The 19584-nt window shown below is 60.3% G+C and carries 19 protein-coding genes; 5 read left to right on the forward strand and 14 right to left on the reverse strand.

The window, feature by feature from the left end:
• Positions 1–126: 126 nt before the first annotated feature.
• Genes A8C75_RS01830 through A8C75_RS01840 form a run of 3 tightly spaced genes read right to left on the reverse strand, consistent with a single transcriptional unit; the run spans position 127 to position 4169 of the window.
• Positions 127–498 (reverse strand): DUF4870 family protein, encoded by a 372-nt coding sequence (locus tag A8C75_RS01830; protein ID WP_067377288.1) that lies wholly within the window; start codon positions 496–498, stop codon positions 127–129.
• On the reverse strand, positions 476–946 hold the full coding sequence (locus tag A8C75_RS01835) for an acyl-CoA thioesterase (protein WP_084783658.1): 471 nt from the start codon (positions 944–946) through the stop codon (positions 476–478). Before A8C75_RS01835 ends, A8C75_RS01830 begins: the two co-directional genes overlap by 23 nt.
• Entirely contained in the window at positions 939–4169 is a 3231-nt protein-coding gene (locus tag A8C75_RS01840) for a mechanosensitive ion channel domain-containing protein (protein WP_067377290.1), read from the reverse strand. Before A8C75_RS01840 ends, A8C75_RS01835 begins: the two co-directional genes overlap by 8 nt.
• A gap of 137 nt (positions 4170–4306) precedes the next feature.
• Here A8C75_RS01840 and A8C75_RS01845 point away from each other — a divergent pair, with 137 nt between their 5' ends.
• Complete coding sequence (locus tag A8C75_RS01845; protein ID WP_067377293.1) at positions 4307–5302, forward strand: alpha/beta hydrolase; 996 nt, start codon at positions 4307–4309, stop codon at positions 5300–5302.
• 55 nt (positions 5303–5357) lie between these two features.
• Here the strand turns inward: A8C75_RS01845 and serA are convergent, their stop codons facing one another.
• The 3 genes from serA to A8C75_RS01860 form a co-directional block, all read right to left on the reverse strand.
• Positions 5358–6590: a phosphoglycerate dehydrogenase gene (gene serA, locus A8C75_RS01850; protein WP_067377296.1), complete on the reverse strand. Its 1233-nt coding sequence runs from the start codon at positions 6588–6590 to the stop codon at positions 5358–5360.
• 207 nt (positions 6591–6797) lie between these two features.
• On the reverse strand, positions 6798–7079 hold the full coding sequence (gene ppnP, locus A8C75_RS01855; protein ID WP_067377299.1) for a pyrimidine/purine nucleoside phosphorylase: 282 nt from the start codon (positions 7077–7079) through the stop codon (positions 6798–6800).
• A gap of 112 nt (positions 7080–7191) precedes the next feature.
• Positions 7192–8088 (reverse strand): LysR family transcriptional regulator, encoded by an 897-nt coding sequence (locus A8C75_RS01860; RefSeq protein ID WP_067377302.1) that lies wholly within the window; start codon positions 8086–8088, stop codon positions 7192–7194.
• Positions 8089–8351: 263 nt separating this feature from the next.
• On the opposite strand from A8C75_RS01860, the gene A8C75_RS01865 reads away from it, so the two are divergent.
• The 3 genes from A8C75_RS01865 to A8C75_RS01875 all read left to right on the forward strand — a co-directional run bounded on the left by A8C75_RS01865 (position 8352) and on the right by A8C75_RS01875 (position 11208).
• Positions 8352–9545, forward strand: a complete 1194-nt coding sequence (locus A8C75_RS01865; protein WP_067377306.1) for an MFS transporter — start codon at positions 8352–8354, stop codon at positions 9543–9545.
• A 109-nt stretch (positions 9546–9654) separates the two neighbouring features.
• Complete coding sequence (locus tag A8C75_RS01870) at positions 9655–10317, forward strand: fumarylacetoacetate hydrolase family protein (RefSeq protein ID WP_067377309.1); 663 nt, start codon at positions 9655–9657, stop codon at positions 10315–10317.
• 147 nt (positions 10318–10464) lie between these two features.
• Positions 10465–11208 (forward strand): SDR family NAD(P)-dependent oxidoreductase, encoded by a 744-nt coding sequence (locus tag A8C75_RS01875; RefSeq protein WP_067377312.1) that lies wholly within the window; start codon positions 10465–10467, stop codon positions 11206–11208.
• Positions 11209–11290: 82 nt separating this feature from the next.
• On the opposite strand, the gene A8C75_RS01880 is transcribed toward A8C75_RS01875, so the two are convergent.
• Together A8C75_RS01880 and A8C75_RS01885 are read right to left on the reverse strand one after the other, a co-directional pair.
• Complete coding sequence (locus A8C75_RS01880) at positions 11291–13168, reverse strand: di-heme-cytochrome C peroxidase (RefSeq protein ID WP_067377314.1); 1878 nt, start codon at positions 13166–13168, stop codon at positions 11291–11293.
• A 157-nt stretch (positions 13169–13325) separates the two neighbouring features.
• Complete coding sequence (locus A8C75_RS01885) at positions 13326–14159, reverse strand: pirin family protein (protein ID WP_084783662.1); 834 nt, start codon at positions 14157–14159, stop codon at positions 13326–13328.
• Positions 14160–14304: 145 nt separating this feature from the next.
• Between A8C75_RS01885 and A8C75_RS01890 the strand changes: the two genes are divergently transcribed.
• The gene (locus A8C75_RS01890) at positions 14305–14718 is read left to right on the forward strand and encodes a CopD family protein (RefSeq protein ID WP_067377319.1); all 414 of its coding nucleotides are present in this window, start codon (positions 14305–14307) and stop codon (positions 14716–14718) included.
• 54 nt (positions 14719–14772) lie between these two features.
• Here A8C75_RS01890 and A8C75_RS01895 read toward each other — a convergent pair whose 3' ends face one another.
• The 6 genes from A8C75_RS01895 to A8C75_RS01920 form a co-directional block, all read right to left on the reverse strand.
• Positions 14773–15408, reverse strand: a complete 636-nt coding sequence (locus tag A8C75_RS01895) for a ubiquinone biosynthesis accessory factor UbiJ (RefSeq protein ID WP_084783664.1) — start codon at positions 15406–15408, stop codon at positions 14773–14775.
• Between the two features lie 22 nt (positions 15409–15430).
• Positions 15431–16189 (reverse strand): bifunctional demethylmenaquinone methyltransferase/2-methoxy-6-polyprenyl-1,4-benzoquinol methylase UbiE, encoded by a 759-nt coding sequence (gene ubiE / locus A8C75_RS01900; RefSeq protein WP_067377321.1) that lies wholly within the window; start codon positions 16187–16189, stop codon positions 15431–15433.
• A gap of 102 nt (positions 16190–16291) precedes the next feature.
• A complete protein-coding gene (locus tag A8C75_RS01905; protein WP_067291926.1) occupies positions 16292–16669 on the reverse strand; it encodes a gamma-butyrobetaine hydroxylase family protein in 378 nt (125 codons plus the stop codon).
• 81 nt (positions 16670–16750) lie between these two features.
• Positions 16751–18082: an ATP-dependent protease ATPase subunit HslU gene (gene hslU, locus A8C75_RS01910; protein WP_067377324.1), complete on the reverse strand. Its 1332-nt coding sequence runs from the start codon at positions 18080–18082 to the stop codon at positions 16751–16753.
• A 23-nt stretch (positions 18083–18105) separates the two neighbouring features.
• Entirely contained in the window at positions 18106–18636 is a 531-nt protein-coding gene (gene hslV, locus A8C75_RS01915) for an ATP-dependent protease subunit HslV (RefSeq protein ID WP_067377326.1), read from the reverse strand.
• 275 nt (positions 18637–18911) lie between these two features.
• Positions 18912–19583, reverse strand: coding sequence for an SPOR domain-containing protein (locus tag A8C75_RS01920; protein ID WP_067377328.1), 672 nt, complete (start codon positions 19581–19583; stop codon positions 18912–18914).
• Position 19584 lies beyond the last annotated feature (1 nt).

Here is a 19584-nt window from a genome sequence, read left to right on the forward strand (position 1 = left end):
TTAGTTTTGGTCTTTTGTGCGACGCAGTAATTTACCCGATTTTTGGCAAACTGTCGCCCCCCGCGCGCCTAAAGTATTAGAAACCCGCGTAACTTCGCTGTTTGTGCAGCCCGAATTGGCGACGAATCAGAACAGCCAGCTGCCCGGATTGGCCGGTGCTTCACGCCGTTCAAGGCATTGCAGCCCCTTGACACAGCGGACGATGAACCAGATGACCGCAAACAGTAAAATCAGAAATCCGACACCTATTCCGGTCAATAAAGCCCCTAAAAGTGTATACAGAAGGCCGATCCAGAAAGTTCTGATCTGCCAGCTATAGTGGGCCTTAACGCAGTCTGTTGCCTCGGATCTGTATACATAGGCCATGACCAGTCCCACCAGTGCGGTGATGCCCACCACCAGGCTGACGAGGTACAGAATATAGATGATCCTGGCGTTGCCACCGTGCTGTTGCGTCGCCGACTTGTCGCTGGGGTCAGGTGATAGATCCTGTGTCATGTGCACTCCCTTGTGGTGTTGGTGTTGGGTTGCTGTGGAGGGGTTGCAACTGGGCCCGGATCGCGTCCGGCAGCGGCACCGAGCGGCCGCTGGCATGATCCATCCACACCACCTTGGAATAGCCCTCGCCGACCTGCACCTCAGGGTTGGAGTCGGCGTAGGCATGGTAATAGATCATGAAGCTTGAGCGTCCGGGGTCGGCGACGAAGCAGTCGATGCGCAGCGTGTCCGGATAGACCAGCGGGCGCAGGAAGCTGTAGCCAACATTGATGATCACCGGAGCCTGGGCAGCGCCTTCAAGAGCGGCCCCGAGCCTGATCAGCAGCTGTACCCGTGCCTCTTCCAGGTAGCGGATATATTGCACATTGTTGATGTGGCCATAGGCGTCCATGTCACCCCAGCGCAGGGGCAGGCTGCAGCTGTGCAGCAGTTTTCCGGTGTCAGTCATTGCGGCTGTCTCCAGCGGTAGGTTCCTGGGTGTTGGCGCCGGGGTGCAGGTGCACATCGAGTTGCGGGAAGGCGATTTCCAGCCCGGCATGCCTGAATTTGCGATCGATGGTGGTGTTGACATTGTGGGTCACCACCATGCGGTCGGACATGGCGCTGACAAACAGGCGCAGCTCCAGATCCAGGGTGCTGGCGCCAAAGCCGGTGAAGAAAGCCTCGGGTGAAGGGTCGCTCAGCACGCGCTCGGTTTCCCGCGCGGCTTCCTCCATCAGTCCCCGGGCCTGTTCGGTATCGGAGCCATAGGCCACGCCCACCCGAATGACCACCCGGGTGGTCGGGTCGGTGAGCGACCAGTTGATCAGCTGGTCGGTGATAAAGGTCTTGTTGGGGATGATCACTTCCTTGCGATCCCAGTCGACAATGGTGGTGCCGCGTATGTGAATGCGCGTCACTGTGCCGCTGACACCGCCAATGGTGACGGTATCGCCGATCCGCATGGGTTTCTCGAACAGGATGATCAGGCCAGATACAAAGTTGGCGACGATTTCCTGCAGGCCAAAACCCAGCCCGACACTGAGTGCCGCCACCAGCCACTGCAACTTGGACCACTGCAGTCCCAGTTCGCCGACGCAGACAAAGGTGCCGACCACCACCAGGGCGTACTTGATAAGGGTGGTGATGGCATAACCCGTACCGGGGTTCAGGGTCATGTGGCGCAGTATCAGCAGTTCCAGCAGCCCCGGCAGGTTGGAGGCGGCAAAAATGCTCAGCCCCAGCAGCAGGGCGGCGAACAGCAGGTTCTTGAAGGTCACGCTGGTCAGGACATCGCCTTCGCTGGTACTGCTGATATTGGACCAGAGCACCAGCTTGTCGAACACATCCAGCGCCGGCAGAAAGTCACGCAGCACCAGCCACAGCAGGCCCAGCAGCAGAATCAGGCTGGTGGTCGCCAGCAGCTTGCGTGATTGCTCGGTGATGTCCTGCATGTTGAGGTAGTCGGTGCTCAGGGAGGGTTCGTCCTCGTTTTTCTCCCGTGCTGCGGTTATTTCGGCCTGACGTGCCTGGGCGCGGTCGAAGGCCAGCTTGCGTTCGGCGATCAGCAACCAGCGCAGCCCAAGGCCGTAGGCGACGAAAACCGACAGGCAGACCACCATGACCAGCAGCAGCAGAATCATGAATATCTGGCTGGTAAAGACATAGCCCACCAGCATCATGATCAGCAGGATAAAGTTGAATCCCACCAGGGTGCCCAGCCAGACTTCAGCCTTGAACCACCAGTGACTGCTTTGGGTCAGTCGGTTGAGCTGGGGGGCGACGGTCAGCAGACTGCCCCACAGCAGGGTGATGAAGCCTGTGAGCGACAGCATCAGCAGGCGCTCAAGGCCGGATTTCATCACCTCGGAGTCGAGTGTCGTGGCGTAGACATAGAGAATGCCCAGCAGCAGCGGGCCGCAGCTCAGGCCCAGCAGCAACAGGCGCTGGCGCAGGACACGGGCGAGATCAGGCGCGACCCCGAAGTGGCCGACAAACAGACCGTGGGGTGCTTGCAGCCAGATGCGCAGGAAATGGATGACCCAGACGATAAGCGCGGCTATATGCAGCATGAACGCCAGTACATCGAAGTCGGGGTGGCCGGGGTTGAGCGTGTAGCGTGCGGTGATCAGCAGCAGTACCGGCAGTGGCAGGGCGATGACCGGCGCCAGCACCAGTGGCAGGGCGGTATGGACGAAACGATCCTGCAGCACATTACCGATGTCCTGGTGCCAGAATCGCTGTCGGGCGCGCTGGTAGCGCAGCAGGAGCAGCGCCAGGCCACATAGCAGAACCAGCCCCAGCAGCGGCAGGGCAAGCCGGGACGAATAGCGCAGCAGGGGTTCAGCGGTATTCTTCTGCCAGCGCTCCAGCAGCAGTCGGCGGCTGTCGGCCAGCTCGCCAAACCAGTTGAGCTGTATAGGCGTGACGCTGGGCAGCCAGAGCAACTGTTCGCTGATCAGGGTACGGGCCTGGGTGATGCGTTCATTGATGTTTTCCTGCACCGACAGCAGTGACGACAGCTCGGCTACCAGACTGAGGCGGGCATCACGCAGTTTGCCGAACAGGCTCAGGCGGTCGGTGAGCAGCTGGCGATACTGACTGCGGGCTTCCTGTGGCAGTTGCAGGCCGGCGGAGGTTTCATAGCCACCCAGCTCCTGTTCGGTGCTGAGCTGGTCGCGATTAAGGCGAATATTCTGCAGCCGCAGCTGGTTGATGCGGGCGCGGGTGCCGGTGGTATTGAGTGGCCGTGTCAGGCCGGCCTGCAGTCGGTGCAGTTCGGTGCCGACGTACTGTATTTCCAGTTCCAGCTGCTGGGATATGGTGCGGTAGGCCTCATCGACGCGGGCCAGATGCGCACCCTGTTGCCGGCGCAGATCGCTGGTCTGTTCGATGCCGGCCAGGGTATCGCGCAGTTCCATGCTCAGGCTGCGGTTCTGCTCGCCGGCGGCCTGCAGCACGGGGTCGAGCCCGCTGAGGCTGTTCTGCTGCAATTCGCTGAGGGTCTTCTCGGTCTGGCTGCGCAGGCGCCACTGGATCAGCTCTTCGAGTTGCTGCAACTGCTGGGTGCTGGCGCTGATGTCGCGGTTGAGCTGCTGCAGTTGCAGTTCATTCAGTTCGGCGCGCCCGGGCAGGGTCAGCAGTTCCAGTTCGAGGCTCTGAATCTGGGCGCTGCGTGCCCGCAGGCGGGCGTTCTGCAGCAGCTGACTGGCTTCGCTGTTGCTGTTCAGATCGGCGGCGGGCTCGCTGGTCTGCTTGAGCTGGGCCAGCTGGTCACGCAGGCTAAGCCGCTTGCTCTCATTGCGGCTGGTATCCTGTTGCAGCTGATCGCGGGCCTGCTGCTGATCCAGCATGCCGGCCTTCTGCAGCGTCTGGCGCTGTTGCAATTGCTCCAGTGTCTGCGCATCTGTGTCCGAGAGCTTCGGGTCGGTCACCTCGCCTGGTGCCTGTCGCAGACGGCGGATGTCGTCGGGCAGGGTTTCCAGTTCTTGCCGCAGCTGTGCGGCACTGGCGTCGTACTGCTTCAGGTCCTGCAGCGCATCCAGCGCCTGCTGATAGCGGTCCTTTTCGGCCTGTTCATCGGGGCTTGGTGTCTTGCCCTCGTACTGTGCCAGACGCTCGGTAATCAGCGCTATATCTTCATCGGGCCCGGCCCAGGCGCTGCTGCCCAGCAGCAGGACGAGTATCAGCAATAGGGGGATAATGGCCTGGACGCCGCGGTACGCTCGCGCTAACGGATTGATATCCAATATAGACTTCAACATGTGGCAGACAGGACTCAGGGGCGGATTCTCGCTACAGTGTGTTTGTACCCTGGCCTGGAGATGCCATGAAGGTCATTGATCCTCGACAAATCCGCGACGGGCTTGATGTGTTCGAGCCCAACGATATCACGCTTTGTACCCCGCAGCTGCAGGCGTATCTGGAACATTATCGCCTGATCGAGCTGATGTCGCGCGCTGAGTACAGTATCGGACTGGAAAGCGTCGACGGGCTGGATCTGGTGGTGCAGCAGTTCCGCCCCAGGGCGGCGATCTGTGGTACGGCAGTGTTGCTCCATGGCTACACCGATCATGCCGGGCTTTACCGTCATCTGATCGACTTTCTGCTGCAGCGGGGCTGGAATGTGCTCATCTATGACCTGCCGGGTCATGGCCTGTCCTGCGGCCCAGCCCTGGGTATCGATCATTTCTCGACCTATGCGCGGCAGCTGTCGGTACTGCTGCAGCGCCACGAAAACAGCTTGCCGGGCCCCTGGGTTCTGATGGGGCAGAGCACCGGGGCCGCCATCCTGATGGAGCAGCAGCGTGGCGGTGATGCCGTTGCCGAGCGGGTGGCGGGACGGGTGTATCTGGCGCCGCTGATACGGCCAGTAATGATGGATGTGATCGCACGCAAATACCGCTGGTTCGGCCGTTTTCTCAAACAGGTGAAACGTAACTATTCAGAAAACTCCGGCGATGCGTCCTTTGTGCACTTTGTGCGCCAGCACGATCCGCTGCAGCACTCCCGCGTGGCGGTCAGCTGGGTCAGGGCCATGCTGGAATGGGTCAAGCTGATTGAGGCCAGCGGGCCGCTCAAGGGCACGCCGCTGCTGTTGCAGGGAGAGGAGGATGGCACTGTGGACTGGCGGCATAACATGGCGGTGTTGCAGCGGCTGTATCCGTCGCTGCAACCGGTGCTGATTCCAGGCGCACGGCATCATCTGGTGAATGAAACACCGCAGCTGCGCTGCGAAGTCTTTGGCCACATAGGCGCTTATCTGGACAGCATCGACCTGGCGCTTGCCGTGGAGCCACGCATGCAAAAACGCCCGCGGATCTGACGATCAGCGGGCGCCGGCATTGCCTGCAGTGCAGGCAATGGATTCAGCTGTGCTATCAGAACAGGCGACGGGCGCGGATGGTGCCTTCGATCTCGAGGATCTTTTCCAGCGCCATTTCCGAGTAGTCGGCGTCCACATCCACCACTACATAACCGACCTTGTCGTTGGTCTGCAGGTACTGACCCGAGATGTTGACATTGTTTTCGGAGAACACGGTGTTGATGGCGCTGAGGATACCGGGAATGTTGCGGTGTACGTGCAGCAGACGGTGTACCTTGGCGTGGGCCGGCAGGGCCACTTCCGGGAAGTTGACTGAGGTGATGGTCGAGCCGTTGTCGCTGTATTTCGCCAGCTTTTCCGCCACTTCGTAGCCGATGTTTTCCTGCGCTTCCATGGTGGAACCACCGACGTGCGGCGTCAGGATCACATTGTCGAATGCACGCAGCGGCGAAATGAATTCGTCCTTGTTGCTGCGTGGCTCAACCGGGAATACATCCACGGCGGCACCCAGTACGCGGCCGCTTTCCAGTGCACCACAGAGCGCGTCTATATCGACCACGGTGCCGCGGGCGGCGTTGATGAAGATCGAGCCCTGCTTGATCTTCTCAAACTGGGCCGCGCCCATCATGTCCTTGGTGGAGCGGGTTTCCGGCACGTGCAGCGAGATCACGTCGCAGGTGGCCAGCAGCTCGTCCATGGAAGCGATCTGGCTGGCGTTGCCCAGCGGCAGTTTGGTCACGACATCGTAAAAATGCACGATCATGCCCAGGGACTCGGCCAGCACGCTCAGTTGTGAACCTATGCTGCCGTAGCCGACGATACCCAGCTTCTTGCCACGGATTTCGTAGGAGTTGGTGGCCGACTTCTGCCACTCGCCGCGGTGGGCCTTGGCATTTTTCTCCGCCACGCCGCGCAGCAGGATAATGGCTTCAGCCAGTACCAGTTCAGCCACGGAGCGGGTGTTGGAGTAGGGCGCGTTGAATACCACAATGCCAAGCTCGGTGGCGGCCTTGAGGTCAACCTGATTGGTGCCGATACAGAAGCAACCGACAGCGATCAGCTTCTCGGCAGCGCTCAGAACCTTCGCAGTCAACTGCGTACGGGAGCGAATGCCGATGAAGTGTACGTCCTTGATTTTTTCGATCAATTCTTCTTCCGGCAGGGAGCCGGTGACGTACTCGATGCTGTTGTAACCTTGTGCATTCAGGGTATCGACCGCCGACTGGTGGACGCCTTCCAGCAGCAAAATCCTGATCTTGCTTTTTTCCAGAGAAGTGGTCTTGCTCATACTGTACGACTCGTGTGGTGGTTAGCGGGCGGGTATTTCAGGGCGGCTATGTTAGCACAAAGTTACATGAATGAGTTTGACGGCTGAGCGTCAAACTCCGGATTTATATTCAACTTTAGATGAGCAGATTTACGCAACAGACGGCGTAGATGGGCGCTGCGCCGTCTGTCGAGGTTACCGGTAACTGAGGTTGCCAGCAGTGTGCTATCAGCCGTAGAAGCAGAGGTAAGCGGTGGCCTGTTTGACCTGCAGCTGGAATTTCTGGTTGGCGTCGATATTGAACTCGGTGCCGGCGGGATAGCTGACAAAGGCGTCGCTGCCCGGCAGTTTGACGATCAGCTCGCCGCTGCTCACAACCATGCGCTCTTTTTCGCTGGTACCGAATTCGTATTCGCCGATGGCCATAACGCCTGCGGTAACGCGGCCTTCGGTGTTTTCGAAACCGATGGATGTGACCTTGCCTTCAAAGTATTCATTCACGTGGAACATGCAGAGATCCTCTGTGCTTTAAGCCGGAAAGAGAGTTGTCGATCAATTGGAAACAGGAAAGGCAGCATCATAGTGGCAGCGCTTGATCTTGGCTATATGCAACTTCCGTCTGTCAGCCTTGTTCCTTCGCTTCGGCCGCCGCTGAATGAGCCAGTACAAAGTCGACAAAAGCCCGGTTGGCACGGGACAGATAGCCCTGGCGGCGCCAGGCAACCGACAGGTCGAGCCAGACGGGCTCTTCGAACGGAATCGCCACAAGCTCCGGGTCATCTCGCAGCACCATGGCCAGCAGGGTGGAGATGCCAAAGCCCTGTTTGACGATCGACTTGATCAGCGGCAGCAGGTTGGTTTCAAAACCTATATTGGGCGTGCAGTTACCGCGTTTGGCGATCTGGTCAACCGCCTTGCGGTGAAAATAGCCCTGCTGGAACAGCACCAGCTCCTCATTGAAAAAGGCCTCGTAGCTGATATGGGACTGCTGCGCCAGCGCATGATCCTGGGGCAGTATGACCATCATCTGCTGGCGCAGAAAGACGCTGGACTCCAACTCGTCGGGTACGGCATCGGCCACGATGATGGCCAGATCCAGCAAGCCTTCCTGCAACATCTCCTGCAGCCGACCGGTGCCGGCCTCCACCACCGAGAGCCTGAGGTTGGGGTGCTGGTGGCGAAAGGCCATCAGGATGGGGGGGAAGTAATAGGAGCCCAGCATGCCAGGAATGCCGACCCGCACTTCGCCGCGGGTCAGGCCGCGCAACTCCTGCATTTCGAGTTGGGCATCGTCCACCATCTGCAGAATGCGGCTGGCATGTTCCAGCAGCCGCTGGCCTTCATCCGTAACAACGACCTTGCGATCATTGCGGTGGAACAGCGTCAGTTCGAGTTCGGCTTCGAGCTTGCGAATGGCCATGCTGACGGCGGGCTGGGCCACATGCAGCACCTCAGCCGCCCGGGTAAAGCTGGCGTGGCGTGCCACCTCGACGAAATAGCGCAGCGGTTTGATATCCATTGGATAAGCACTCGTTATCAGTACGATAACAACTATATATTTTTATGATGGAGATGGCAGCGTTATGCTGCAGCCTGTCGGACTTGACCTATCGTAGCGAGGGGAAGTCCGTTTTGAGGCAGTTTTTGAGCTCTTTTGAGACGAATAGTGGCTCTATTTAACGAAAAAGAGCGCGGAAAATGACCAAAATCGGCTTTTCCGCAGTAGATTAATGTTAAGTCTGACAGGCTGCTAGAGCCTGTTACTGGCAGGTGGGTACGAAAATGATCGAAGCGGGCAGCAGGGCATTCTGGCGGGCGACTCTGGCACTCTGTCTGGGGTCGGTGATGATCTTTGCCAATGTGTATGTGACGCAGCCGCTGCTGCCGATGATTGCGGAGTCCTTTGGTATTTCGCCGTTGCAGGCGGGCTGGAGCTTTACCGTCACCACCCTGACTCTGGGACTGTCGCTGCTGTTCTACGGTCCACTGTCCGATGCTCTGGGTAGGCGCGGCATTATTCTGCTGAGTATGGGGGGCGCGGCTCTGACCACCCTGGCGCTGTCCCAAGCCGACAGTTACGCCATGCTGCTGGGATTGCGGGCCCTGCAGGGCGCTTTCCTGGGGGGGCTGCCCGCGATAGCCATTGCCTATATGGGGGATGAGTTCGACCGCAAGGCGCTGATGCTGGCGGTGGGCTTTTACATCAGCGGCAATACCCTGGGAGGCGTCGGCGGACGCCTGGTGGGTGGCTTCGTGGGTGACAGCTACGGCTGGCCCCAGGCTTTTCTGGTGATGGCCGCCATCAGCCTGGTGCTGCTGGGGCTGGTGATCTGGCTGTTGCCGGCATCCAGTGGTTTCAGTCCGCGAGCACTGCGCCCGCGCATCATGCTGCGGGATCTGGCCGGGCATCTGCGCAACCCGCTGTTGCTGGGCGCCTACCTGGTGGGAGGGTTGAACTTCTTTATCTTTATCAACCAGTACAGCTATGCCACCTTTATGCTGGCGGACGAGCCCTATGGCCTGTCGGCGAAATTCCTCGGCATGCTGTTCCTGACCTACCTCAGCGGTACCCTGGGCTCAGCCTTGTCGGGGCGCGCGGCGCAGCATCTGCCACAGCCAGTCTGCCTGATGATCGGTATTGTGCTGCTGATGCTTGGCTCCACTGTGACCCTGATACCGACGCTGCCGGCCATAGTGGTGGGTTTTCTGATCAACAGTTTTGGCTTTTTCTTTGCGCACTCGACCGCCAGCAGCTGGGTGAGCCGCCATGCCGAACAGGCACGGGCCAGCGCATCGTCGCTCTATCTGCTGTTTTATTACCTGGGGGCCAGCTGCGGCGGCTTCTATCTGGCGCCTTTCTGGCACGCCCATGGCTGGACGGGCGTCATTGCGGCGTCCCTGGCGGTGTTCTGTCTGACACTGTGGATAAGTTTCCTGCTGTTGCGGGCCGAGCGTCGCCGGCCGGTGCTGGCCTGAGGTTGCCGCGCACGCGACTGGATAGCCCCGCGGGCCGGGGTTATGATTTGCGCTTTGACATCTGTATCTGTGCGGCCTGCGGGCCGCGAGCAACCAAGGGGAAAGGGCGATGAACTACCAGCACCGTTTTATGGATGGCACGGCGACGGATCTGCCGTTGGGTAAGATCGTCTGTGTCGGGCGCAACTACGCTGACCACGCCGCCGAGCTGAATAACCCGATTCCCACGGTGCCCATGCTGTTTATCAAGCCCGCCAGCTCAGCGCTGCCCATGGCCGAGCCCTTCGCCATTCCGGCGGATCAGGGGCGGGTGCACTTTGAAACCGAGATGTCGATCCTGATTGGCAGCCGTCTGCGCAAGGCCAGCGAGAACGAGGCCGCCCAGGCGATTGCCGGTATCGGCCTGGCACTGGATCTGACGCTGCGCGATCTGCAGGATGACCTCAAGCGCCAGGGGCATCCCTGGGAAAAAGCCAAGGGGTTTGATGGCGCCTGCCCGCTGTCGGATTTCGTCGCGCCGGATGCAGTCAGCAGTCTGCAGGATGTGCAGATCCGCTTGCGCGTCAACGGTGAAACCCGTCAGGATGGCAACAGCCGCTATATGCTGAATCCCGTGCTGCCGCTGCTCAGCTATATCTCGAAGTACTTCACTCTGGAACCCGGTGATGTGGTGCTGACCGGTACGCCGGCGGGTGTCGGACCTATTCAGTCCGGTGATCAGCTCGAAGTGGAGCTGGTGGGGCTGCTGCAGGTGACAAGCGCGGTGCTCTGACACTTAGCCTGCCGGCTGCGACCTGACCCTGCCTGATTCCCTGCCTGAAGAGCGGTCGGGTTGCTTTTGCCCACTGTACTCAGCGGGGCTGGCGTCCTGCGTATAGACTGCTAGAGAGGCAGTGGCAGTTTTGGCGGGGGATTCAGGATGGCGACGGCGTTGGTGGTAGGGGCGACCCGGGGAATTGGGCAGGGCTTCGTGCGGGCACTGCTACAGCGCGACTGGAATGTGTATGCCAGCTACCGGGACTTCGCCGGCGCTGGCACCCTGAATGCGCTGACCGCAGCTTTTCCGGGTCAGCTGCATCTGCTGCAGCTCGATCTGGCGGAGGAGTCGAGTATTGTTGCGGCTACCGGCATACTGCAGCAGCATCTTGACGAACCCCTGGCGCTGGCGCTCTGTTGTGCCGGCCTTTTGCACGAAGGCGAACACTTGCCCGAGAAAAGCCTGTCGCAACTGTCGGGCGACTGGCTGCAGCGCGCCATAACGGTCAATGCGCTGGGTCCGCTGTTGCTGCTAAAGCATGTGCATCCGTTGCTGGTCCAGCATAGCGCCAGTCAGTTTGCGGTTATTTCGGCGCGGGTCGGCAGTATCAGCGAGAATCAGCTCGGAGGCTGGTACAGCTACCGTGCTTCAAAGGCGGCACTGAACATGCTGATGAAAACCGCTGCCATCGAGATGACGCGTCGCTTCCCGCATCTGCAGTTACTCTGCCTGCATCCTGGCACTACCTCCACCGATCTGTCGGAGCCCTTCAGCAAAAGGGTCGCGCCCGAAAAGCTCTTTACAGTGGAGCGTTCGGTGCACCAGCTGCTGAGAGTGCTGGACGATGCCCGCAATGGCCCCAGTGGCCGTTTCCTGAGCTGGGATGGCAGCGAGGTGCCCTGGTAGCGACTGCCTCGAGCTGAGTCGCTGTAATAATAAAAAAGCGCCCGCGATAGCGGGCGCCTGTTTTATAGGGAGTTTTATCCGTTTAGAGGGTTTTCAGGTACTCGAGCAGTGCCAGGCGCTGGGCCTCGCTCAGGTAGGGGCCGATGGTGCCGGGGGCTGTACCGTTATTGAACTCGTGGCCGCGGTTGGAATTGCCCGCAAGGCGGGTGTCGAGCAGGGAAACACTGGCGTTGGGCTGGCTCAGGTAGCCGACTTTAACGGGATCAAATTCACGCTGGCCCAGGGAGAACTGCGCCGGGCGTTCGGCAACCGGGGATAACAGCGCATAGAGATTGGGCACAGACCCATTGTGCAGAAAGGGAGCTGTCGCCCAGATGCCATTCAGCGGACGCGCCTTGTAGCCGGCGCCGGCCTGCAGGCAGTTGGGTCTGTTGCCGTTGAGGTTTTGCTGTTCGGCGTCCCCGATACCGTGCTGACGATACCAGTAGTCGGTCGTTTCCTGCACCAGGGCGCCGAGGGAATAGGCGAATGAGGCATCCTGGGCTTCAGTGACACGCAGTGGCGTGCAGTTCTCACCCTGGTAGACCTGCGTATCTATCCCCAGACCCCGGGTGTCGACGGTGCGCTCGGCCAAGACCCTGGACTGCATGGGGTCGGTGCCGATTTCCTCCAGCGGGATCATGTTGAGGCGCAGCAGACGCTCGCCGGCGCTGTTGTGGGTGGCCCAGTAGCGCTCGCTCCAGAAGGCGTCGGACTGTACCGGTGGCAGATGGCAGCCCTGGCACAGCTGCTGGTAGAGCCCGGCGCCTTTGCTTGCCAGAGGGGCGTCAATCGCCGGCAGTATGTTCTCTGGCCACTTGGGGGCGCGCAGACCGCTGAATGACTTGTGCTCGAACGGGGCCTGGGTGCCGGCCAGTTGCTGTTCGATGCGGTGCAGCGTCTTTACGCGCACGCTGGATTCGAAGCGTGTCGGGCCTTCTTCCAGATTCACCAGCGCGGCAACCCCCAGGGCTTCGCCGGCGTTGCGTACCATGGGCTGCATGATGGAACCGTCGTACTGCACCCATTCAAACCAGGACGAGGTCCAGATATGGGGGTAGTTTACCGGCGCGTTGACGGGCACGAAGTTCTGCGGCCGGTTGGCGTCCAGCGCGAATACCTGGTTACCTATGCGGTTGAGGGCATCCAGACGGGTAAAGCCTTCCACGTTTTTCAGGTTGGCTTTGACCGTTTTGGCGATGTCCTTGAGGGTATGGCTTTCGTTACCGGCGTTGATATCACGCACTATAGCCTGTTGCTCCTGAGCTTCGATGGTGGCCAGCTGCATGTCGATCAGCTCCATCAGCGTTTTGGAGAAGTCTTTTTTTAGCTGTTTGCGGTTGGCGTCGGTGTTGCGCTCGCCCAGTACGCGGGCGGCGAAGCGGTTGAATCGCAGCGTGCTGTAGTTATTCTCGAACATGGCCAGGAAGAGTACGTTGGTCAGGCGGGTGATGTCCGTCATGGCAGGACCGCCATCGTAGCGAATGGCGGTGCCCTGGTAGGTCATCTGGCCGGTATGACAGGCCGCACAGGTAAAACCGATGGCATTGTAGCGCCGGCCATCCACCGGGCTGGTGACGCCGTAATCGACGGCAAAGCCCACCGGCAGGCCGCTCTGGTTGAAGCGGCTGATATCGCTCTGGATAAATCCGAGCCGGCCCAGATAGTCGGGATCTGTCACCAGTTTGCCCTCGCCGAAGGGATTGATGCCAGGTTGTTCCAGCGCCATGAACCATTCGAACGGAATCGGCAGGGTGGAGGTGCCCTGGCTGGCATGGTGATACCAGTCACGGCTTTCGCTGTTCCAGGCGGGTCCCTGATCGAGCCAGACAACGCGGTCTACCGGCTCAAAGGGCGGCAGGGCGCTGCAGGCGCCAAACAGAATGGTGGAGCAGATGAGCGCAATTCGCAGGGCAGGCATTACAGATCCCTCTGTTACGGCAGTGACTGGCGGCCTGATGCCGTGCTTGAATCCGGGCCAAAATCAGTTATATGGCCGGTAAACAGCATGGCTAAAACAAGCGTTTTAACTTGCTAGAGTGTAGCCCAACTGGCGTCCCTGCCAAGGCCGGATTCCGTTACGCGGTAAGGCGGTTGTCGCGATAATCGCGCAGCGCCTGCTCGATTTCCTCCTCGCTGTTCATGACGAAAGGCCCGTACTGCACAATGGGTTCGCCGATGGGCCGGGCCGCCAGCAGCATCAGGGCGCTGTCTTCCTGTGCCCGCAGCGCCACGGCGTCACCATCGCGCAGAACGCCCAGTTCGCCCGTGCCAAGAGTACCGTCGCCCAGCTGAATATGACCGCGATAGACATAGACGAAGGCGCGGTGTCCGGCCTTTACCGGGTGCGTCAGGCTGCTGTCGGCGGGCATGCGGATGTCTACCATCAGAGGGTCTACACCGATGCCGCTCACCGGCCCTGTGGTGCCCAGTGAGTCGCCGGCGATAACGCGGCGCAGGATGCCCTGGTCGTCGGTGACCTCCCGAATGTCTTCTGGCAACAGGTCCTGGTAGCGCGCCGGGCACATTTTCTCGGCCGCCGGCAGATTTATCCACAGCTGGAAGCCCCACATCAGACCTTCTTCCTGTTGCGGCATTTCTGAGTGGATAATGCCCCGCCCGGCCGTCATCCACTGGGCGCCGCCGGACTGCAGCAGGCCGACGTTGTCCAGGTGATCACGATGCTCCATGCGCCCCGCCAGCATATAGGTGACAGTTTCAAAGCCCCGGTGCGGGTGGGACGGAAAACCTGCGATGTAGTCGTCGGCGCTGTCGGACTTGAATTCGTCCAGCATCAGGAAAGGATCCAGGTTGCGCAGGTTTGGCGTCCCTATAACGCGGTTCAGGCGCACGCCGGCGCCATCGGATGTCGGCATGGCACGGGCGCGGCGTTCAAGCGTACGTAGGGTCATGTAAGGCTCCTGTGTATTGAGGGTGCATGTTGCCATCCTAAAGCGCTGCGGCGGGGGCTAATAGCGGAAATATTTGTCCAAACCCTTCAGTTTTTCCGCATGCTTTTTCGTATGATGAAGCCCAATCGAAGCGGGGGAGAGCACTATGTTGTGGGTCAAGACCTTTCATATTCTGGCGATGACCAGCTGGATGGCGGGGATTTTCTATCTGCCGCGCATCTTCGTGCACTTCGTCGAGGGGCGTGCGGCGGGGCAGGATGTTACCCGGCTGCAGATCATGGCGCGCAAGCTCTATGGTTTTATGAGCCTGATGGCGGTCTTTACCCTGGGGCTGGGGCTCTGGCTTTGGCTGGGCTACGGCGTTAGCGGTGCCTGGTTGCACGCCAAGCTGGTGTTCGTGGCGTTGCTGATCGGTTATCACGCCTGGTGCAGGGTTTATCTCAAGCGCATGGCGGGGGGCGTGCTGAGTCAGAGCGGGCTTTATTTCAGGCTTTTCAATGAGCTGCCGCTGCTGATTTTCGTTCCTATCCTGATTCTGGTGGTGGTCAAACCGTTCTGATGCGAGCCGCGGGCAGGCCTGGTGTTCAAGCCTCAGGCCGCGGCTTATTGACTGTCAGTCTGATTCAGGATGCAGGCGGTTGAGCAGACGTTGTAGCCGTGCGTCGAGGCGGTCAGTGCGCTGGCGCAGCTTATCCACATCCGCCATAAAACCTTCGAGTTCGGCTCGTGGTGGCAACAGACGGGCCTCTTCCTGCAGGTATTCACCCAGGTTGTGGCTCAGGCTGCTGCCGGTCTGGCGCCAGTAGTTGCCCTGCTGGCGCGCAAGACGTGCCGCCTGGTGGGCGGGAATATCACCGATCTGATCGGCCAGCAGACCTTCCCAGTCGATATCGGTGTCGGCCAGTATGCTTTGCAGCCGGTTGGCCAGGCCACTGTCGCCGCTGATGGTTACGCCCTTGCCAAAAAGTGCCGCGGCCTTGTCATCGCTGCTCACCAGGCGCAAGAGTGCGCTGGCGCTGCCGGCAATAACGGCATCGGCTGCAGCGCCATAGTGTTGCTGCAGCTGCAGGCCTTCGTTATTGGGAATCAGGAACAGTGTCATGGCCACCGGTGAGCTGATGTCCAGCGCCACCACGCGGCCGCTGAGCTGGCCCAGCGCCCGCAGGGTGACCGGGTCACGGCTGAGCAGGCTGTTTAGGCCCTGCTCGGCCAGGGTGATCAGGGCGGCATTGAACATGTTCAGCGGCATGGCGTGATTCCCTTCACTGGTGTCAGGGCTTGATACCGGTGTGCAGTGCCACGACACCACCGGTCATGTTCTGGTACTTGCACTGTACGAGCCCTGCGTCTTGCATCATGCCCTTGAGGGTTTCCTGATCCGGGTGCATGCGAATGGACTCGGCCAGGTAGCGGTAGCTTTCGGCGTCGCCTGCAATCGCCTGACCCATTTTGGGCAGGATGTTAAAGGAGTAGAAGTCGTACAGCTTGGTCAGCGCCGGGTTATCGGTTTTGGAAAACTCCAGCACCATGACCTTGCCGCCGGGTTTGAGCACCCGGGCCATGGATCTCAGGGCGGCGTCTTTGTCGGTGACATTGCGCAGGCCGAAGGCGATGGTAATGACATTGAAGTAGTTGTCGGGAAACGGCAGGGCTTCTGCGTTGGCCTGAACGAATTCGATATTGCCGGCCGCACCGCGATCCAGCAGCTTGTCGCGCCCGACCTTCAGCATGGAGTCGTTGATATCCGCCAGCACGACCTTGCCCTCTGCCCCCACCAGGCGGGAGAAGCGCAGCGTCAGGTCACCGGTACCGCCGGCGATATCCAGCACCCGGTGGCCTGCGCGCACGCCGCTCTGCTCGATGGTCAGGCGTTTCCACAGCCGGTGTACGCCGCCGGACATCAGGTCGTTCATGATGTCGTATTTGGTGGCGACCGAGTGAAACACGTCGGCCACGCGCTTGGCCTTGTCTTCAACCGGTACCTGCTGGTAACCGAAATCCGTGGTGTTGTCTTGCTTGTGGTCGCTCATGGTCACAGTTCACTAAGCCTTTGCGGAATCTGTGCGCATTGTAGCGCGCCACCCGGGGATTTGTCTGTCCCGGGTGTTACATGCTGTTGCACAGGGAGCCTGTCAGCCCCTGGCGATCATGCCACCATCACGGGAGGCACCGGCGGCTTCGAGCTGACGCAGGTAGTCGTTCCAGTAACGGTCGTAGTCGTGGGCCAGGTCGTAGAGGTATTCCCAGGTAAATAGGCCACTGTCGTGGCCGTCATCAAACACGATCTTGAGGGCATAGTTGCCGGCCGGCACGACCTGTTTGAGCCCCACCAGTTTCTTGCCGGTTTGCAGCACGCCCTGGCCAATGCCATGGCCGCGCACTTCGGCTGAAGGGGAGTGGACGCGCAGGTATTCGGCGGTGAGCTCGAAGCTGCCATCCGGATACACCAGCTCCAGGGTGCGTGACTTGAGGTGCAAACGGATGTCGGAGGGAAGCGGTACTTCGTTCATCGCACAACCTGTGGCGTTGGGGCGGGACTGTGCCCGCCACTGCAATTTATTGGAGCAGCGCCCGCGGGCGCTACGACCGGATCAGAGGATGTAGTGGCTCAGATCCTGATCCTGGCTCAATTCGGCCAGGTACTTGTCGACGTAGGCGGCATCGATCAACAGCTTTTCACCGCCCAGGTCAGAGGCCGTGAACGAGAGTTCTTCCAGCAGCCGCTCCATCATGGTGTGCAGGCGACGGGCGCCGATGTTCTCGGTCTGCTCGTTGACCTGGAACGCCAGCTCCGCGATGCGGGCGATGGCATCTTCTGCGAATTCGATCTCGACGCCTTCGGTCTTCATCAGCGCGCGGTACTGCTCGGTGATGCTGGCGTTGGGCTCGGTGAGAATGCGCCGGAAATCACCAGGGGTCAGGGCATTGAGCTCGACGCGAATCGGCAGCCGGCCCTGCAGCTCGGGAATCAGATCGGACGGGCGCGCCAGATGGAAGGCGCCCGAGGCGATAAACAGGATGTGGTCGGTGTTGACCATACCGTGTTTGGTGCTGACGGTGCAGCCTTCAATCAGCGGCAGCAGGTCGCGCTGTACGCCTTCGCGGGAGACATCGCCGCCGGTTGAGTCGGAGCGTTTGCAGACCTTGTCGATCTCGTCGAGAAAGACGATGCCGTTTTGTTCTACGAGGTCGATGGCGTTTTGCTTGATGTCTTCATCCTTCACCATCCTGGCGGCTTCTTCATCCACCAGCAGCTTGAAGGCTTCCTTTACCGGCAGACGGCGATGCTGCTTGCGGTCACCACCGAAGTTGGCAAACATGCTCTGCAGCTGGCTGGTCATTTCTTCCATGCCGGGCGGCGACATTATTTCAACGCCGGCCTTGGGCTGAGCGAGATCGAGTTCGATTTCCTTGTCGTCCAGCTGGTGTTCGCGCAGCTTTTTGCGAAACACCTGGCGTGTAGCGCTATCTGTCTTGCTGGGCGCAGGCTCATTGCCCGTGGCGCGGGCCGGGGGCAACAGGGCATCCAGAATGCGCTCTTCGGCGGCTTCCTCGGCCCGAAAGCGTACCTTGTTCATTTCCTGCTCGCGCACCATCTTGATGGCCATATCGACCAGATCACGCACTATGGTTTCCACGTCGCGACCCACGTAGCCCACTTCCGTGAACTTGGTCGCTTCCACCTTGATAAAGGGGGCATTGGCGAGCTTGGCCAGACGGCGGGCGATTTCGGTCTTGCCGACGCCAGTAGGGCCAATCATCAGGATGTTCTTGGGGGATACTTCGGCCCGCAGCTCTTCGTTGAGCTGCATGCGGCGCCAGCGGTTGCGCAGGGCCACGGCGACCGAGCGCTTGGCGGCATCCTGGCCGATGATATGGCGGTCCAGCTCGTGGACGATTTCACGCGGTGTCATGTTGGACATGTCTATATTCCTCGGGTCGCCCGTCAGGCCACGGAATTCAGTTCTTCGATGGTCAGATTGTCGTTGGTGAAGACGCAGATGCCGGCGGCGATCTGCAGGCTCTTCTCAACGATGTCACGGGCCGGGAGCTCGCTGTTGGCGACCAGGGCGCGGGCGGCGGCCAGGGCATAGTTGCCGCCGGAGCCAATCGCAATGACGCCGTCTTCCGGGTCGATAATGTCGCCGCTGCCGGAGATCAGGAAGGTGCGTTCCTTGTTGGCGACCAGCATCAGCGCTTCGAGCTTGCGCAGGGCACGGTCACTGCGCCATTCGCGGGCCAGCTGGGTGACCGCGGTAACAATATTGCCCTGGTGCTTGTCGAGCTGCTGCTCGAACAGGTCGCGCAGGGTGATGGCATCGGCGGTGGAACCGGCGAATCCGGTGATAACCTGATGCTTGGGCAACAGGCTGACTTTTCTGGCAGTGCCTTTCATTACGGTGTTGCCCAGCGATACCTGGCCGTCGCCACCGACCACTACCTTGTCGCCCCGACGCACGGATACGATCGTTGTCATGTGTTGCTCCTGAATAAGCCTATCCCGCAAAGATGGTGCCGCAGCCGCGAAATTCAAGCGTAGCGGGCAAATTATACCCCGCTGCCTGCAACAGGCGCTGTGATGCGCAGTGAACCGCAGGGGTGAAAAATTTTTGAGAGAGGGGAGCAAGGCGCAGTGTCGGACAGCGCCAGCGGTGGCTGGGGGCAGTCAGGGAGGCGTTAGCGGCCAAGAATAGGGCAAAGGGAAACGCCCGGGGCGACGATACGCTGTTGCGCACCCGGGCCCCGGGAGTCTTACTGCTGGATTTCCATGGCCTGGATACGCATCTTGGCCATCTTGTTCTGCGCCTTGTTGATGGCGGCGCGGTTGTCAAAAGGTCCGGTGCGAACCCGGTACCAGGTGCCATTGCTGCCTTCGCTTTTGCTGGTGCGCACATTGGGCAGCCCGGCCAGCAACAGCTGGGCGCGCATGCGCTCTGCATCGGCCGGATCCCGGAAGGACCCTGCCTGCAGCAGATAGCTTTGTTCCAGCTTGGCATCGCGTGGTGTCGACTTGTAGGCCTCCACCGTGGGCGTCTGAACCTCGCTCTTGGGCAGCATTTCGTAGAAATCGAAACGTGTCTGTGGCTCGGGCTCGCTGCTGTCGACCGATATCTCCTTTACTGCGGCCTTGGGCACCGGAGCTGTATCCGGCGTCCTGGTCTTTGGCCTGGGCTCAGGCTTCGCTGCCACGGGCGCTGGAATCGGAATCAGGGTCTTGGCCTGTGATTTGGCCGGTGCAGACTGAAAGCTGTTCAGCTGCATCAAACCGTAGACCAGGCCGCCGATCGCCACGACCACGACCAGCGCCAGCGGCCAGGCGCTTTTCGTGCGCCGCGGCGCGGGCTTGGACGGCGCGCTGCTGCGGCTGCGGCTGGCGCCACTGCTACGGTTGTTCTTCTGGGCAAAGTCCTTGCGTGACGCCATG

The organism is Marinobacterium aestuarii (genome assembly GCF_001651805.1).
GTDB lineage: Bacteria > Pseudomonadota > Gammaproteobacteria > Pseudomonadales > Balneatricaceae > Marinobacterium_A > Marinobacterium_A aestuarii.

Coding starts and splice junctions, on each gene's coding strand:
- A8C75_RS01830 (WP_067377288.1), bottom strand. CDS start 498: ATGACACAGGATCTATCACCTGACCCCAGCGACAAGTCGGCGACGCAA.
- A8C75_RS01835 (WP_084783658.1), bottom strand. CDS start 946: ATGACTGACACCGGAAAACTGCTGCACAGCTGCAGCCTGCCCCTGCGC.
- A8C75_RS01845 (WP_067377293.1), top strand. CDS start 4,307: ATGAAGGTCATTGATCCTCGACAAATCCGCGACGGGCTTGATGTGTTC.
- serA (WP_067377296.1), bottom strand. CDS start 6,590: ATGAGCAAGACCACTTCTCTGGAAAAAAGCAAGATCAGGATTTTGCTG.
- ppnP (WP_067377299.1), bottom strand. CDS start 7,079: ATGTTCCACGTGAATGAATACTTTGAAGGCAAGGTCACATCCATCGGT.
- A8C75_RS01860 (WP_067377302.1), bottom strand. CDS start 8,088: ATGGATATCAAACCGCTGCGCTATTTCGTCGAGGTGGCACGCCACGCC.
- A8C75_RS01865 (WP_067377306.1), top strand. CDS start 8,352: ATGATCGAAGCGGGCAGCAGGGCATTCTGGCGGGCGACTCTGGCACTC.
- A8C75_RS01870 (WP_067377309.1), top strand. CDS start 9,655: ATGAACTACCAGCACCGTTTTATGGATGGCACGGCGACGGATCTGCCG.
- A8C75_RS01875 (WP_067377312.1), top strand. CDS start 10,465: ATGGCGACGGCGTTGGTGGTAGGGGCGACCCGGGGAATTGGGCAGGGC.
- A8C75_RS01880 (WP_067377314.1), bottom strand. CDS start 13,168: ATGCCTGCCCTGCGAATTGCGCTCATCTGCTCCACCATTCTGTTTGGC.
- A8C75_RS01885 (WP_084783662.1), bottom strand. CDS start 14,159: ATGACCCTACGTACGCTTGAACGCCGCGCCCGTGCCATGCCGACATCC.
- A8C75_RS01890 (WP_067377319.1), top strand. CDS start 14,305: ATGTTGTGGGTCAAGACCTTTCATATTCTGGCGATGACCAGCTGGATG.
- A8C75_RS01895 (WP_084783664.1), bottom strand. CDS start 15,408: ATGCCGCTGAACATGTTCAATGCCGCCCTGATCACCCTGGCCGAGCAG.
- ubiE (WP_067377321.1), bottom strand. CDS start 16,189: ATGAGCGACCACAAGCAAGACAACACCACGGATTTCGGTTACCAGCAG.
- A8C75_RS01905 (WP_067291926.1), bottom strand. CDS start 16,669: ATGAACGAAGTACCGCTTCCCTCCGACATCCGTTTGCACCTCAAGTCA.
- hslU (WP_067377324.1), bottom strand. CDS start 18,082: ATGTCCAACATGACACCGCGTGAAATCGTCCACGAGCTGGACCGCCAT.
- hslV (WP_067377326.1), bottom strand. CDS start 18,636: ATGACAACGATCGTATCCGTGCGTCGGGGCGACAAGGTAGTGGTCGGT.
- A8C75_RS01920 (WP_067377328.1), bottom strand. CDS start 19,583: ATGGCGTCACGCAAGGACTTTGCCCAGAAGAACAACCGTAGCAGTGGC.